Annotated in this window: 21 protein-coding genes; 7 read left to right on the forward strand and 14 right to left on the reverse strand. The window is 68.9% G+C overall.

Annotated elements, in window-relative coordinates; all coding sequences use genetic code 11:
* Positions 1–13: 13 nt before the first annotated feature.
* The 6 genes from ACN28A_RS01070 (at position 14) to ACN28A_RS01095 (ending at position 3,087) form a co-directional block, all read left to right on the forward strand.
* The gene (locus ACN28A_RS01070; RefSeq protein WP_421391515.1) at positions 14–952 is read left to right on the forward strand and encodes a hypothetical protein; all 939 of its coding nucleotides are present in this window, start codon (positions 14–16) and stop codon (positions 950–952) included.
* A complete protein-coding gene (locus ACN28A_RS01075) occupies positions 952–1,770 on the forward strand; it encodes a hypothetical protein (RefSeq protein WP_421391516.1) in 819 nt (272 codons plus the stop codon). Before ACN28A_RS01070 ends, ACN28A_RS01075 begins: the two co-directional genes overlap by 1 nt.
* Positions 1,771–1,803: 33 nt before the next feature.
* Positions 1,804–2,034 (forward strand): hypothetical protein, encoded by a 231-nt coding sequence (locus tag ACN28A_RS01080; protein ID WP_421391518.1) that lies wholly within the window; start codon positions 1,804–1,806, stop codon positions 2,032–2,034.
* Between the two features lie 97 nt (positions 2,035–2,131).
* Positions 2,132–2,473, forward strand: coding sequence for a hypothetical protein (locus ACN28A_RS01085; protein WP_421391519.1), 342 nt, complete (start codon positions 2,132–2,134; stop codon positions 2,471–2,473).
* A gap of 85 nt (positions 2,474–2,558) precedes the next feature.
* Positions 2,559–2,933 carry a hypothetical protein gene (locus ACN28A_RS01090; protein WP_421391521.1) on the forward strand — a complete coding sequence of 125 codons (375 nt, stop codon included), beginning with the start codon at positions 2,559–2,561 and terminating at the stop codon, positions 2,931–2,933.
* A gap of 1 nt (position 2,934) precedes the next feature.
* On the forward strand, positions 2,935–3,087 hold the full coding sequence (locus ACN28A_RS01095; RefSeq protein WP_421391523.1) for a hypothetical protein: 153 nt from the start codon (positions 2,935–2,937) through the stop codon (positions 3,085–3,087).
* A 513-nt stretch (positions 3,088–3,600) separates the two neighbouring features.
* Here the strand turns inward: ACN28A_RS01095 and ACN28A_RS01100 are convergent.
* The 5 genes from ACN28A_RS01100 to ACN28A_RS01120 all read right to left on the reverse strand — a co-directional run bounded on the left by ACN28A_RS01100 (position 3,601) and on the right by ACN28A_RS01120 (position 7,262).
* Positions 3,601–3,801: a hypothetical protein gene (locus ACN28A_RS01100; protein WP_421391524.1), complete on the reverse strand. Its 201-nt coding sequence runs from the start codon at positions 3,799–3,801 to the stop codon at positions 3,601–3,603.
* 233 nt (positions 3,802–4,034) lie between these two features.
* Positions 4,035–4,457 (reverse strand): hypothetical protein, encoded by a 423-nt coding sequence (locus tag ACN28A_RS01105; RefSeq protein ID WP_421391526.1) that lies wholly within the window; start codon positions 4,455–4,457, stop codon positions 4,035–4,037.
* Between the two features lie 315 nt (positions 4,458–4,772).
* The gene (locus tag ACN28A_RS01110) at positions 4,773–5,003 is read right to left on the reverse strand and encodes a DUF397 domain-containing protein (protein ID WP_421391527.1); all 231 of its coding nucleotides are present in this window, start codon (positions 5,001–5,003) and stop codon (positions 4,773–4,775) included.
* 11 nt (positions 5,004–5,014) lie between these two features.
* Positions 5,015–5,929 carry a helix-turn-helix domain-containing protein gene (locus ACN28A_RS01115; RefSeq protein WP_421391528.1) on the reverse strand — a complete coding sequence of 305 codons (915 nt, stop codon included), beginning with the start codon at positions 5,927–5,929 and terminating at the stop codon, positions 5,015–5,017.
* A 109-nt stretch (positions 5,930–6,038) separates the two neighbouring features.
* Complete coding sequence (locus ACN28A_RS01120; protein WP_421391529.1) at positions 6,039–7,262, reverse strand: RNA-guided endonuclease InsQ/TnpB family protein; 1,224 nt, start codon at positions 7,260–7,262, stop codon at positions 6,039–6,041.
* A 76-nt stretch (positions 7,263–7,338) separates the two neighbouring features.
* Between ACN28A_RS01120 and ACN28A_RS01125 the strand changes: the two genes are divergently transcribed.
* Positions 7,339–7,548, forward strand: a complete 210-nt coding sequence (locus ACN28A_RS01125) for a helix-turn-helix transcriptional regulator (protein ID WP_421391530.1) — start codon at positions 7,339–7,341, stop codon at positions 7,546–7,548.
* Positions 7,549–7,660: 112 nt separating this feature from the next.
* Here the strand turns inward: ACN28A_RS01125 and ACN28A_RS01130 are convergent, their stop codons facing one another.
* The 9 genes from ACN28A_RS01130 to ACN28A_RS01170 form a co-directional block, all read right to left on the reverse strand.
* A complete protein-coding gene (locus ACN28A_RS01130; protein ID WP_421391532.1) occupies positions 7,661–7,906 on the reverse strand; it encodes a hypothetical protein in 246 nt (81 codons plus the stop codon).
* 83 nt (positions 7,907–7,989) lie between these two features.
* Entirely contained in the window at positions 7,990–8,721 is a 732-nt protein-coding gene (locus ACN28A_RS01135; RefSeq protein WP_421391533.1) for a hypothetical protein, read from the reverse strand.
* A complete protein-coding gene (locus ACN28A_RS01140) occupies positions 8,718–11,081 on the reverse strand; it encodes a hypothetical protein (protein ID WP_421391534.1) in 2,364 nt (787 codons plus the stop codon). Before ACN28A_RS01140 ends, ACN28A_RS01135 begins: the two co-directional genes overlap by 4 nt.
* 110 nt (positions 11,082–11,191) lie before the next feature.
* On the reverse strand, positions 11,192–12,202 hold the full coding sequence (locus ACN28A_RS01145) for a hypothetical protein (protein WP_421391536.1): 1,011 nt from the start codon (positions 12,200–12,202) through the stop codon (positions 11,192–11,194).
* A gap of 2 nt (positions 12,203–12,204) precedes the next feature.
* Positions 12,205–12,624, reverse strand: coding sequence for a hypothetical protein (locus tag ACN28A_RS01150; RefSeq protein ID WP_421391537.1), 420 nt, complete (start codon positions 12,622–12,624; stop codon positions 12,205–12,207).
* A 5-nt stretch (positions 12,625–12,629) separates the two neighbouring features.
* A complete protein-coding gene (locus tag ACN28A_RS01155) occupies positions 12,630–12,950 on the reverse strand; it encodes a hypothetical protein (protein WP_421391539.1) in 321 nt (106 codons plus the stop codon).
* A 137-nt stretch (positions 12,951–13,087) separates the two neighbouring features.
* Complete coding sequence (locus ACN28A_RS01160) at positions 13,088–13,291, reverse strand: hypothetical protein (protein ID WP_421391540.1); 204 nt, start codon at positions 13,289–13,291, stop codon at positions 13,088–13,090.
* Positions 13,291–13,560, reverse strand: coding sequence for a hypothetical protein (locus tag ACN28A_RS01165; RefSeq protein WP_421391542.1), 270 nt, complete (start codon positions 13,558–13,560; stop codon positions 13,291–13,293). The genes ACN28A_RS01160 and ACN28A_RS01165 overlap by 1 nt, the downstream gene beginning before the upstream one ends.
* 26 nt (positions 13,561–13,586) lie before the next feature.
* Complete coding sequence (locus ACN28A_RS01170; RefSeq protein ID WP_421391544.1) at positions 13,587–13,763, reverse strand: hypothetical protein; 177 nt, start codon at positions 13,761–13,763, stop codon at positions 13,587–13,589.
* Between the last annotated feature and the right edge of the window lie 52 nt (positions 13,764–13,815).

Consider the following 13,815-nt stretch of genomic DNA (forward strand, 5'->3'; position numbering starts at 1 on the left):
CCAGGAGGACGTCGTGGGCACTCGCGGTACCGCGTGGAAGACCCGCGCGACGACAGCCATCACCCGATTCCGGGCGGCCGACGACGGTACCGCCGGGGCGTACGCGTACGCGTCGATGGCGGAGGCGTGCGGCCGGGTCTACGGCTGGGGCCACACGTGGACGACCACCTACTTCAACACCGTCTACAACCTGCGCAATCCGGACGGCGGATGGGGGTTGAGCAGGGCCTATGACGCGTTCGGCGACGGCAGCGTCAACGACCCGCAGACGACGTACACGGTCACGCTGGCTGACCACGTCGGCATGCCGCTCCTCGCCGGCTACCAGGCTGGTGTCGTCCCGAAGGCGCGCGTGCAGGGCATCGTCGACATGCTGATGGCGATGCCCCGGGTCCCCGTGGATCGCGGGCAGTGTGTCGCGTACTCGACCCGGGCCGACGACGCGCAGCCCGGCTACGAGGTCCACAACGTCAGCGCGGGCGTCGGCTACTTCTTGCACCGGGCGGGAGCCCTCGGTCTCGGTGCGACCGGCATGCACCGGCTGATCACCGACATCAGCATCCACCAGGTCGACGCCTACCGGACCGCCGACATCTGGTGGCCGTACCTCGCCGACGGACCCAACCAGGACCCCGACCACCAGGCGTACTCGGCGCAGAGCATGTACCCGATCGCGTACTGGGTGGGCCGGGAGGCGATTTACAAGCTGATGACGACCGCGTACCCGGACGACCCGATGTCGCCGCTGGCGCACATGCGGCTGGTGTCGACACCGGGCGGGGTCGCGTCATGGTCCCGCACCCACGGATCCCCGATCACCCTCTGGGGGGAGCTGGGCGACCAGTGGTTGGCCGAGGCCAGCGCGTTCATCACTAATCCGCCGGGCGGCTACCCGCTGACCAGGCTGGCGCAGGCGGCGCTGTTCTGCGCCCGGAACTCGGGGGTGAGCTGATGCCGACATACGCCCAACTCCAGGCCGAGTCGTGGTGGGGCCGGGAGGTCGTCACCCCGGAGATGGACTGGCTTGGTGACGAGCTGTGCCGGCGCACCGGACGGCCCCGGGCAGCGGCCGGGACCAAGGGCGACCGTTACCACCTGTCCGGCGGACACCGGTCGCAGGAGTGGATCCTCAAGTCGCGCTACTGCACATCCCGCACGTACACGGTTCAGCCGGGGTTGACCGCGACGCAGATGCGGCACGTCGCCGCGTTCGACTTCACGCCCGGCAGCGTCGAGCGGATGATCGCCCAGTGTCGGCGGCTGATCGCGGCGATGAAAGCGGGACGGCTCAACGAAGTGCTCGCGATCTACGGGAACGTGGACGGCGACCGGGTGGTCGACGGGTGGGACAACGTCCGCGACCGGGCTGCGTCCAGTGACAGCAGCCATCTGTGGCACTGGCATCTGACCTTGGACCGGCGGCACTGCGCCGACCGGTCGCTGATGGAGCGGATCCTCGCGGTCGCGCTCGGAGAACCGACGGAGGAAGACGTGGACGACGCCACCATCGCGAAGATCGCTCAGGCGAGCAGCCGGGCGGTACACAACCAGGTGCTCGGCAAGAGCGGCCCGAGCATCGGCACCGCCATGCAGCTCATGCTCGCCAACCAGCAGCGGCTGCTCGGCGAGGACTGGGTCGACGAGCAGCAGATCATCGACGGGGTGTTGGCTGGGCTCGGGTCCCGGGATCTCGACGACGCGGCCACCGCACTCCGGGCGGCTTTCGGGGACCGGCTGCCGGAGCTGCTGGCCAAGCTTACCCAGAGCTGACCACCACCACCATGACCGTACGGGAGCGTCACCATGTCGTCGTGGGTCCGGAATCTGGTGATGCTCGTCGGGCTCGGCACATGGGTCGGCGTCGTCGTCGCCTACCTGTTTCAGGGCAAGCTGCCTGACGCCGCCATCTTGGGTGTGCCCGCTTTCCTTGTGCTCGCTCTCGCACCACCGCTGCCGAATCGCAGCAATCAGGAGCCATCTGCGGCGGCTCCTCCCCCCGCCACCGCCACCGCAGCCGAGGAGACAACGCCGTGAACGTGAGTTACGGCCTACAGGCACTGCTTTGGTCCGCCGCACTGGCCGCCGCCGGGTTGGCGATCCGCCCGCTGCTTCGCGGCCGGAAGGAGGACCGGTGAGCCGGAAGATCGTCGGCGCGTTGGACAGCCGGACGGCAACCCGGGCGGTGCAGCTTGTCGCCGTCGTCGCCCTCCTCCTGTCGATCTATATCGGGATTGAGCAGCGACAGTTGACGGCCTGTCTCGCCGAGTACAACGAGGCCAACAACCGGGTGACCGCCGCCCGCTATCAGGCGGCCGAGCAGGACCGGCAGGCGCAGGACGCGATGTTCCGGGCTGTCGCCGACGACCCGCGATCCGCGCTCGGGCAGATCCGCCAGTACACGGAGTTACGGGCGCAGTCGGACGAGCAGCGGCGTCAGAATCCGCTGCCGTCACCACCGTCGCAACGCTGCTGACCTGCGGTTCTGTCGTTTCCTTGCATTCTCCGGCCCGGAATTCAAGTTTCCGGCCGTTTCCTTACATTCCCCCCGAGGAGGGGTCATGATCCAGAAGTACGGTAAGGCCCTCGCCGCCGTCGCTGGTGCGGCGCTCACCATCGCCTACGGCGCCCTGTCGGGTGACCAGCGCATCGAACCGGACGAGGCGGTCCAGATCGCCATCGCCGCCGCCACTGCTGTCGGCGTGTATCTGGTGCCGCTGGTACCTGAGTACCGGTGGGCGAAGACCGCTGTCGCCGCCGTCCTCGCCGTGTTGCAGGTGCTCGCCACGGTGATCCTCGGCGGGCTCGACTCGAACGAGTGGATCGCGCTGCTGCTCGCCGCCCTGACGGTCCTCGGCGTGGGTGTGACCCCGGCCGTGTCGGACAACGGCGTCGCCAACACCCAACCGCGCACCATCGACGGCGAGACGGCCTGACATGGCGGTCGTCATCCTGCTGCTGCTCGTCGCCGCCGTCATCCTCGCCGCAGCGCACGCGTTCGGGGCCGGCGGGCGGGTGCATCTCGGCTGGCTCGCTGTCGCCTGTGTCATCGCCGCCGTGTGGGCGCTACCCGCCCTCACGGCCGTCTGAGACCACCCCTCACACCCCCCGAGGGGAGGAAACCGGCGCCCGAAATCCTCGCTCCCCAGCCTGGTACGGCGCCCTCCACCGCCCCCACCCGCCTTCCGTGGTCTACCCCATCGGGGCCACGCAGGCGGGTGGGGGCGGCCTTTCTGTGTCCGGAGCACGACACGCCCCTCCCGTGCCGTGCCCGGTGCGGGTTGAGTTGCCCGGCAGGGAGGTGCGGCAGCGTGAACCATCGAAACGGACCGCCGCCGCCGAGGCGGGGCACGTGGGGTGCCAGCCAGCCACTACCGCGCCGGTTCACCGGCCGCCGGGTGCTGCTCTGGACAGGGGTGACGGTAGCCGTCGTGTTCGTGGGCCTGCCGCTGCTCGCGTTGACGTTCCCCGTCGGCCCGATCGTGGCCGTCTTCGTCGCCGTCTTGATCGTCCGCCCGTGGGCGAACAGTCGGGAAGCGAAGAGGAAGCGTCGAGAGCGAGAGTGGAGACGTCGGGCCAGGCGATAGCGGGCTCTAGTAGTGATCAGCGAGCGGTCGGCTCGTCCGGGTCAATCCCGCGCTCGACCAGCCACTCCCCCAGCTCGCCGATGTCCCGAGGGTGACGCTGCGGCGCCGACGCGACCCACGAATCCGACACCCGCCACACCAGCACCCGGCCGTCCGGCCAGATCTCGATCCGCCACCGGCAGCGCTCGACGTCGTACGGGGTCAGCCACACACGCACCTACGGGACTACCCGCCGAGGTGCAATTCAGGCCGCCCGTAGATCCAGCGGCGTGACCGGCCCGCCCGGATACGGCACCAACTCCCCGGCCCGCGTCCGCTCCGCCCACGTCAGCATCCGACAGGCTCCGTCCGGCCCGCACTGCGCACACCGGCCCGACCCCGACACCCGGGCCACCGGCTCATGCTGCGCCACCACCAGATCCGCACCGATCCGCAGCGCCGTCCACGACGTCACCGACCCCCCACCGCCCTCCACAACGCCTCCACCGACGCCAGCAGCACCACGCACGGCTCCGCGCAGTCCCGACACCCGACACGGTGGCCGGCGAGCCACACCATCCGGTCATCCACGCGCGGCTCATCCGGCAACACCCGCGCCACCCGCAGCAGCACATACTCACTCGGCATCCGGCCCTGAGCGTGTGACCACTCCCCCGGGGCGAGGTACAACCGCCGTCCGACCAGCAGGTGCGGGTCCGGAAGCGCCGGTGACGACGGAATGATGTGGGCGGGACGTCCACGGTCCCCGCCCGGCTCGGCGGGGAAGCGCCGGGACCGGTTGCGTCGCCGCTCGGTCGGCTGGTCGTCGGGCAGCGGGTCGGGGAGGTTGGAGCCGTAGGCGCCGGCCATGCCGAGGTAGCTGGAGGCGGGCACGGCCACATCTCCCGGGTCGGCCGGCACATGTGCCCGCCACGACCATCCCCACCAGCCCACGGACACCTCCCGAGAGTGTGTGGTGTGCGGCGGCCGGGTGCTGGGGATGACCCGGCCGCCGCACACCATCGAGGGGCTGCAACAGTCCGCGCCCTCCCCGGCAGCGAACCGTCACGCCATCTGCCGGGGATTCCCCCACCGGCAATTCCACAGTGGCACTCATCGACCAAGGTCACAAGTGGCCGCACGGCTATTGGCCAGCAAAAAGGGAAGATCCGGCGCCCGAAGACGCCGGACCTTCAAACGCGAAACGGATCAGATGTGGTCGAACTCGCCAGCCTTCGCCCCCGCGAGGAACACCGCCCACTCCCGCCGGTTGAACACCTGCACCGCAGCCGCCGGACCGGCCTTGCTGTCGGCGATGGCCACATCACCCGACCCGTCCTCGGCCGACGCCACGAACAGGCACCCGTCACTCCCACCCGAGGTGGAGCCCTTCACCCAGCGACGAAACCGTGGATCACTCGTGTTACTGAACTTGGACACGGCACAACCTCCTAGACCAAGGCAGCCAACTTCTCGGCCACCTCACCGATCAGGGCCACACTGCCCGCGTCAGACAGGGCAGCCCCGCGCAGCCGCTCATGCAACTGCGTATACCCGTCGACCTCGGCGCCGTCCGTGATCAGAAGATCGGCCGTCACCGTGTCAACGATGACGATCGTGGGATCGTCTGGGTCAGCGTACGAGTAGATGGTGTAAGGAGATCGAGGTGCCGCGCCGATCCCGTTCGCGACCTGCGCATCCACCGGCAACACCTGAACACTCACATCCGGGCGCTTCGCCAAGTCGAGCAGGTGATGAAGCTGGTCGAGCATGACGACGGGCGGCACCGGCCAGCGGCGAACCGTCTGCTCCTCCAACACCACCGCGTACCGCTCTTTCTCGCCGACGACGTTGAAGATGTCTTGCTGGCGCCGGAGCCGGCCGGCGACAACCGCGTCCACGTCCACGTTCTGCCCGTCGGTGCCGACCTGCGCCCGGTAGCGGGCGTAGTCCTCCGTCTGTACCGGGCCGGGCAGCAGCGCCGCACCGTAGTCCAGGATCAGAGCGGCCTGATATTCGGCCATCGCGAACGGCCGCTGTCGGTTCCTCGCCGGGTCCGGGCCGCCCATGAACGCGTACTCCGGCCGATCCCACCAGCCGCCCTCTGCGCCGTCCTCGGCGCACGCGTCGAGTAGATCCCACAGGTCGCTGCCGCGTTCCACCCCAAGCGCACGAATGATCTTCCGTGCGAGGGTGAGGTTCGTTCGCCGGGTCAGGTTCTCGGCCGGCTGCTCCAACCGGCCGACCAGCGACTTGCTGACACCCGACAGGGCGGCAAGCTCCGCGAGTGTGTGGCCGCGCTCGGCCCGCAGCCGGCCGAGTTCGCGGGCGAGTCGGATGCGTCTGGACAGAGGATTACCAGCCATGAGACCCCCGTTTCCGATTGGAGATTCCCCCGTGGGCAACGCACATCGTACCGACGGGTACAGCCCGTGAGGTAGTGAACATCCCCCATCTGAAGGCGGGGGCTTTTCGTCAAGTGTCCACTTGGCGACGGGCAGTTCCTGCCCGAAGGATGTTGATGGCCGCGTTCCGGTCAGCGTGATCAACGTGACCGCACGACTGACATCGGAACTTGGCTTGGCTGACACGATTTCCGGCCGCAGTGTGCCCACAGCGGGCGCAGCGGCGGGACGTGTTCGCGGGGTCGACCAGCACGACTTCCCGCCCAGCTTCTTCCGCTTTGGCAAGCACCGCACCGATCAACACCCCCCAACCCGCGTCAAGGATCGAACGGTTCAGGCCCGCCTTGGCGGCAGCCCCGTTGGGCAGGAAACCCCCAGCGTCGTCGGGTTTGGGCTTGGGGCGGCGGACCATGTTGGCGGTTCGCAGGTTTTCGAGCACGATCACGTCCGCGTGCCGGACGAGCGCGAGCGCGGTTTTGCGGACGGTATCGACGCGCTGCCGGCGAACCAGTGCATGAAGGCGGCCAACCCGGTTCCGGGCCTTGCTGCGCCGGTTCGACCCCCGCTTGCAGCGGGCCAGAGCACGTTGCGCGTTGGCGAGGCGTTCCGCTGCACTTGCAGTGTGCCTGGGGTTGGCGGCGTGCCCGTCCTGGTCGGTGAGTCCGGGGACAGGTTCGCTAGCGGTGAGTAGGTGCGCAACGCCGAAGTCGACGCCGACCGCGCGCCCGGTCTTCGGAAGCGGATCGCAGTCGACCTCGATGGGTATGACGACGTGCCAGCGGGCATGCGGGCCGGAGCCTTCCCGCTTGACGGACACCTGGCCGAGTTTCGCGCCGTCGGGTATCGGCCGGTGCAGTCGCACCTTGACCGTGCCGACGCCCTGCACGCGGAGGGCGGCGTGGCCGGGCGTGCAGTTTTCGGTGCTGAACTTAATGCCATCGCCGTGCCGGAAGTCGACCGAGTCGAATCGATGCGCGGACCGGAAACGCGGATAGCCGGGCTTCTCGCCGGCCTTGATCCGTCGGAAGAACGCGGCGAACGCCTTGTCGAGGCGGCGGAGAGTCTGCTGCTGCGAAGTGAACGACCACGCTGCATGGTCGGGGCGTGCCGTGCGGATGTCGGTCAGCTGCGCCATCTGTTGTGCCGCCCGGATGGTCGCGCCTGCTTTGCGCCATGCGTCGCGGCGTTCTTGAAGTGCGGCGTTGTACAGCTCGCAGTGCGCGGCAAGCATCGCCGTCAGTGCGTCACGTTGACGGGAGGTGGGGTAGAGCCGAAACGAATACCTGCGGATCACCCCAGCACCCCCTTCGGGTAACTCACTTACTATAAGGCTATCACAACTGAGCTACCACAGGAGGTATGCTCGGCTCATGCTTGAAGGGCATCTGACCTCGGATGAGGCTGCCGTGCATCTCGGCATTGCGAGGCAGACCCTCTATAACCTCGCCCAGACCCGCGATGATTTCCCTGCGCCGCTCCGAGTCGGGCGGACATTGCTCTGGCCCGTCTTGGGTCTCGACGCATGGCGGGAGCGTCACCCTGCCCGTCGTAGACATCGACGTGATTCACCCACCTCCTAAGGAGGCAGCACGCTTTGCGTCAGATCGGTGGTGCATTTACCGCTATCCTTGACGGCAGGACACGGCAAGAAGCGCAACGGTGAGGGACCCTGGTACGCGTCTCCGGGGTCCCTCAAGCCTTTCTTGTCCGCACCGGCAGCAGCTCGGCCCGGTCACGCCTCCGGGCCAGCGGCCCGGACCGCAGCGTTTCCAGGAACTCGTCGGCGGACGACACAACCTCCACGTCGCCGCACCACACCCGAACCCGCCAGCCGGCCAGCCGCTCCCAGTCAGGCTCAACGTCCCACAGCAGCAGGGCTATCTTCTCGACCGCGAACCGCTCGGCCCACTCGCGTTGCTCCTGCGGGGTGCCGGGCACAGTCAGGGTGCCGTACGTGTGTACTTCGCCGCGCCGGCCGTGGACCCGCCACTCCCAAACGGTGGATCCCCCGTGACATGCGCTCACCTGCGACGCCGCCTCGGCCGGGTCACCCGACGCCACCAGCGGCGCACCCGCAGATAGCCGATCGACCCCCACACCGCCATAAACGGCGCCGACGCCGTCACGGCAGCCGGGCCAACGCGCACCGCATCCCACAACAGCCACGACCCGCGCAGCCCGGCCGCGAAGAACGCCAGCCAGAGGACGGCCAGGCCGCACACCCACCAGCGGCGACGCTCCCACCACCGGGCCAACCGGGACCGAGAAGCACGGACCGGCACCTGCGGCCCGCCGGCACGCCTCGGGCGTGGAACCCTGCTGTCCTTCGGCGGCGGCATCCAGCCCGACTCACGCCGCTGCCGGTGCTTGATCGCACGCCAAATCTCGATCCGGCCCGGGTTGTCCGTGTTGAACTCGTAGTTGTAGACCGGGCGCTGCGGCACCTGACCGGGGGTGAGCACCACGCCGTTGCGGATGTAGTACCGCTCACGCTCGTCCATCTCCGCGTCCGTCCACCGGCCCTCCTCGATCGTCCACGAGCCGCCGACGATGACGTCGGAAAACGGCTGGCAGTCGCGGTGTTGCCCTTCCCGCTGCTTCACCGTCTGCCGAGACTGGCCGACATAGCCGACGACCACTTGGCCGACGATCGGCATCCCGTGCTCGTCGACCGCCCAGCACGGGATGCCGTACACGGCGCCGCGACGACGCACCTCGGCGGCCGGGCGGGGGCGCTCCGGCGAGTACGTCACAGCAGACGCCCCTGACCCTCGGCCGGAACCGGCTCCTTCGCCGCACCCGGCACCTCATACAGGCCGTTCTTGACCCGTCGCAGGGCGCCGTCCGCTACAAGATCCGACAGCGCCTTGTTCAGGGTGCCCGGCGCCATCTGTCCCTCCGCCGCTTTAACCAGCGCCTCCCGGTCCACCATCCCCCGCCCGTCGGCGTGCTCCTGCGCGGCAGCCAACACCACATCCCGCGCCCGAGGACCCTTGCCGTTCGCGTCGACCTCTGGTGGCCTCTGGCCGGACAGGCGGACTACGGTCTTCGACGCGGCAGCCTCAGCGGCGGCGGCGATCAGCTCGACAGCGGCACCGTTACGAAGTAGATCCTCATCCGACCGTCCGGCCTCGATCAGTCGGCGGGCGCGTTCCTTCCGGTCCCCCCACAACACGCCCGACACCTGCTGTGCCGCCGGACTGAACCCGCCCGGCGTGGTCGTCGAAGCGCCCTCCTCGTCAGTGAGCCACACCGTCATGTCGTCGCCGGTGAAATCAGCACGTCCGTACACGTCCCGGCCGTTGATCCCTTGCAGGAACATCAGACCAGCGGTCGTCTCCCCCGCCGCGCACGTGTTCTTGCCCCACCGCTCCGGCAGGGCGGTCGGGTCGACCGGGCAGTCACCCTCCACGGCGGACCGGCCGGCGACATCCGTCATCGCCCGGAAGATCACCGTCTGACCGGCCTTCAACTGCTCCTTGATGTACGTCGACCCGCCCAGGTTGTACGCCGCCGGGATCTGCGTGATGAGCCGCATCTTGATCCCACACTTGCGGCCCTGCCCGACCAGCTTCTCCACCAACTCCAGGATCGCCGGGTCGTCGATGTACGACTGCACCTCGTCAAGGGTGATGACCAGCAGCGGCATCGCCTTTGTCGGCTGCCACGTCTTGATGTTGTGTTTCGCCAGCTCGTCGTTGCGGCGCAGCATCTCCTTCAGCGCGGCCAGCAGCATGAGCGTGATCTCTGACTTGTCGCGGGCGAACCAGTCGACGGCGTCCTTCAATGCCCCGTAGGACTGCCCGCCCTGCGGATCCCCGACCCAGTCGAGGACTAGCCCGTTCGAGTGCAGGGACGCGAGTAGGAGTTGGGCGACGAACTCGCTCTTACCCGACCCGGTACAGCCGGAGATCAGGTCGTGGGCGGCACCGGTCTTCGTCCACCACTGGTAGATGATGTCCCAACCGTCGTCGAACCGGCCCACCCGGGAGATACCGCGCCGCCAGTCCGACGAGGTGGGGCCAGCCCACATCTTCGTCTCCGCCAGCGGGTTGTCCGGCTGCACCCGCAGCCACGCCACCGACAGATCCGACTCGTCGGCGGCGAACGACACGTCCGCGTACGTACACCGGTAGGCGGCGGCGATCCTGCCCAGCAGCGTCGGCCGGTTCTCCCGCATGTTGATCGACCCGGGGATCTTCGCAACGACCTTCGCCGACCAGTTCGGCAACAGGGTCCGCTCGGCGACCCGAACCTCACAATTCGGCAGCCGCTGAAAGTCGACGAGTTCGGTGCCGGCGAGCGGCCCGGCTGCGCAGCCGATCAGCGTCGCCCACGTCGTCAACGCCCGCAACCGGATCGGATCCGGCGCCTCCGTCGTCTCGGCCGCCGGAGTCTCCACCTTCACCGGGGCGGGCACGTCACGAAGCCTGCGGGCCTCCACCCGATCCCACCACGGCTTGAACCCGACCGCCCACCGCACCATCCCGGCAGCGGCGACGATCCGGCCCGGCCACGTAGACAGATCCGTTGCCGCGAGCGCAGCCGCCCACAACGACACCTCACCGCCGAGAGCCGCGATGCGGCGGGCGCGGCGCTCAATCTCCCGCACCCGGCGGCCCGTCTTCTGCCGGCGCTCGATCCGGTTCGCCTTCACCGCCCGCGCTGTCAGGATCTTCTTCGCCGCCACGTAGCCGGCCCCGGCGAGCGCGGGCGCGGCCAGGATCGCATCCACCGCCGCAACCTGGCCCAGCGACATGCTGACGTCGGCGGCCAGCCCGGCGGCGGGCACCGTCCACGGCAGCGCCGCCCGCCCGTACATGCGGCGCACGTCCCGCAGCACAGCGCCGAACCGGGCATCCTTACCGGTCTTCGGCGGCAACAGCACATCCCCGTGGTCGGGGCAGTACCGGGTCACGCCCGGCATCAACCACTCGACATAGGCGCACCGCTCCCGGCCACCGCCGTTGACAACCCGCGTCTTCGGGCACTGGCACCGCAAATGCGCAGTCCGCTCGTCGTCTGCGGTGACCGGCACCTCGTACGGCATCCTGCGCCGCATGCCGGCTGCGTCGATGTACCAGGGCTGCATCTTCGCCGCACCCTCGGGCACGAACCTCTTCTGTCCCTGATGCCGGAGTACGGCTACGGGATCGTCCTTCGCCGTTGCGTGTGGCAGCGGCACGGGGCGGTGTGTCGTCACTGCCACCTCACAACCTCCTGTTAGCTGTTGATCCGGTCGAACGCGCGCGCGACCGACCCCATCAGCGGGCCGACCTCGGCGCTGCACGACTTCGCCGCCGCCTGCGCCGCCGCCGCCGACTCGGCCGCGTTCCCGGTCAGCGCCACCACCTGCGAGTAGGTGGCCATCTGCACAGTGCCGAGCGTCTGCTCACCGAGCGCGTGAATCCGCGCCCGGACCTTCGCGAGCTGGGCGACGTACTCGGCGGTAGCGGCCTCGATCTGCCGCTGAATCGCGCGGGCCTCGTTGGCGCCGGAGACAACACCAGTTACTTCCTGCTGGGCAACGATGGTCATGGTTCCTCCTGCTGTGATTGCTGCTGGTTCGGTTGGTGCTGTGGCCCGGGTGGGCCGGTCGAGCGGGTCACCGACGGTCGCGGTGACCCGGATCGGAGGCCGGACGGGTTCCGGCTCGGGGTCATGAGTTGGCGGGTCGAACGGCCCGTCGGTGCACTCGTCGCTGTCGTGGACGGTGGACTGCTCGCAGCCTGGCTCGTCCGGTCCGGCAGTCGGCCGGGGTGGCGGCGTCGGCCCGGGTGCCGGCGGGTCGACGTGCGGCACAGCACCCCCACCGTCGCCGGTGCTGCCGCCGTTGTCCGCCCCGGGTGGTGTCGGCTCGTCGTCTTGCCGGGCACGCCACCGGTCGGCGAGCCGGGTCACCTCGTCGTCCAGGCGATCCTGCATGCGCCCCCACCACGACCGGGACTCCTCCGCAGCCTCAGCCGCCCCACGCTCGGCGCGGGCCTTTCGCCGATCCGCGTCCTTGTCCAGCCAGAAGTTCCGCCACGCGTTCCCCGCATACTGGCGGAACGCCCCACCGGATGCCGGGTCCACCCCGACCTCCTCCAAGCGTTCGCGTCGGGCCTTCGCCGTCGGAGACTCCTCACCCCGAAGGGCGTACGCGAACTCCGCCATGGCTTCGCTGACCATCTGCGGGCCAGCCTTCATCAGCCAGTAGACGAAGACGCATCCGATGACGACGTCCCAACCCATGACTACTTCGCCGCCGGCTTGGGCTGGTCGTCAATCTTTTCCAGTTGCTCACCGACGAGCTTCCCGCCGTCGGAGATGTTGCTGCCGACGTCGCTCATGTTCGTCGAGCCGAGAACGATGAACAGCGCCAGCGCGAACGCCGCCCAGAACGCCGGCTTGTCGGGCTTCTTGTCCCACAGCCAGTCGACGGCGACGATCGCGAGGCAGACGATGAGACCGGCGACGGCGAAGCCACCCAGCCAGTCGGCCTTGCTCATCCACTCGCCGACGAACGTGACCAGGAACGCCAAGCCGGCGACAAACGACATCGCGACCCCCGCGTGCCGAGCCGCAGGCTTCCGGGACCGGTGCAGTAGGTAGGCGACGTACAGCAGGGATGCGGCGATGGCCAAGGTGCCGAGTCGGGCACCGATTCCAAACATGACGATCAACTCCTTCCGTTGAGATAGATAGCGACGGCACCCGCCGCCAGGACGATGTAGAACCCCCATCGACGGGTGGGCCGGGCGCCGATCCACCGCAGCGGCCCCGACACCCACGTGGGGGCGAGCATCACGAGGACGAACATGGCCAGCCGGTCCGACCAGTTCGAGATCTTCCACAGGGTGCGCAGGGCACCCGACTTGCCGGGGATCCGCTTCTCGTCGACCGCCGAGAGCCGCCACGCGGCCCGCAGCGACGACGGCCGGGCGGTCCACACCCACCAGCGGCGGGCACCGATTCGGGCCGAGACGAGCAGCCCGGACACCCGAACACGAGACGATTTGCGGTCACTCTTCGTGTTCGGTATTCTCGCGCGCGCGCGCGTCGACACAGCCGGGCTGTCCAGATCCGGCACCCTCCCGTTGTGCGGGGATCGAATTTCACTCCGCGTAGCCGTAGCGGTCATGACATCTGCTCCTCTCTGATCTCGTGAACCGTGGTCAACACGACCTCCGTCGCCTCCTCGATCCGGCCGCGCCGCCACGCCTCCGCGACCAGCCAGCCGCACGCCGCCCACAGCCGGGCTTTCGGCGTGTCCGCCTGCTCGATCCGGCCCTCATGCCACGCCTGCCTGCGCTGCTGCGATTTCTGCGCCCGGGTCGCCATCACGCGTCCTCCGGCGCCGGCAACACCCACCGAAACAGCACTTGACCTGCACCTTTGCCGTACCGGTCGACCTGCTTCGCCTCCAGGTGGTACATGTGCACCTGGTCCCGGCGGCCACCGGAGCGGAGCACCGCCCCGAGCAGGTGCCCGTTCAGCATCGGTGCGGTGACTTCAGCAGCGTCCAGGTCGAGCCCGGTCAGGAACGGCTCGCTGCCGCGAACTTCCCTGCCTTCTCGATAGAGTTTGATCTCGAAAATCTGGGCTGCCACAGTCGTCTCCATAGTGTTTGCGCAGGTCACACGCTGAGCAGGAAGCCGGCGAAGAAGACGCCGACCAGCGCCAGCAGGAACAGGGCCAAGAACATGCCGACACTCAGGCGCGGCTTCGGCATCGGCGCCCGCACGGTCTGGCGGGCGGTCTGGGGTACGTCCACGGCGGCACTCGGCCGCCGCACCAGGTCGGTAGTGGTCACATCTCCTCCTTCTTCGGCCCGGTCGGCATCGGGTCCGACCACGGACATCCGT

Source organism: Plantactinospora sp. WMMB782, assembly GCF_049179135.1.
Taxonomy (GTDB): Bacteria; Actinomycetota; Actinomycetes; order Mycobacteriales; family Micromonosporaceae; genus Plantactinospora.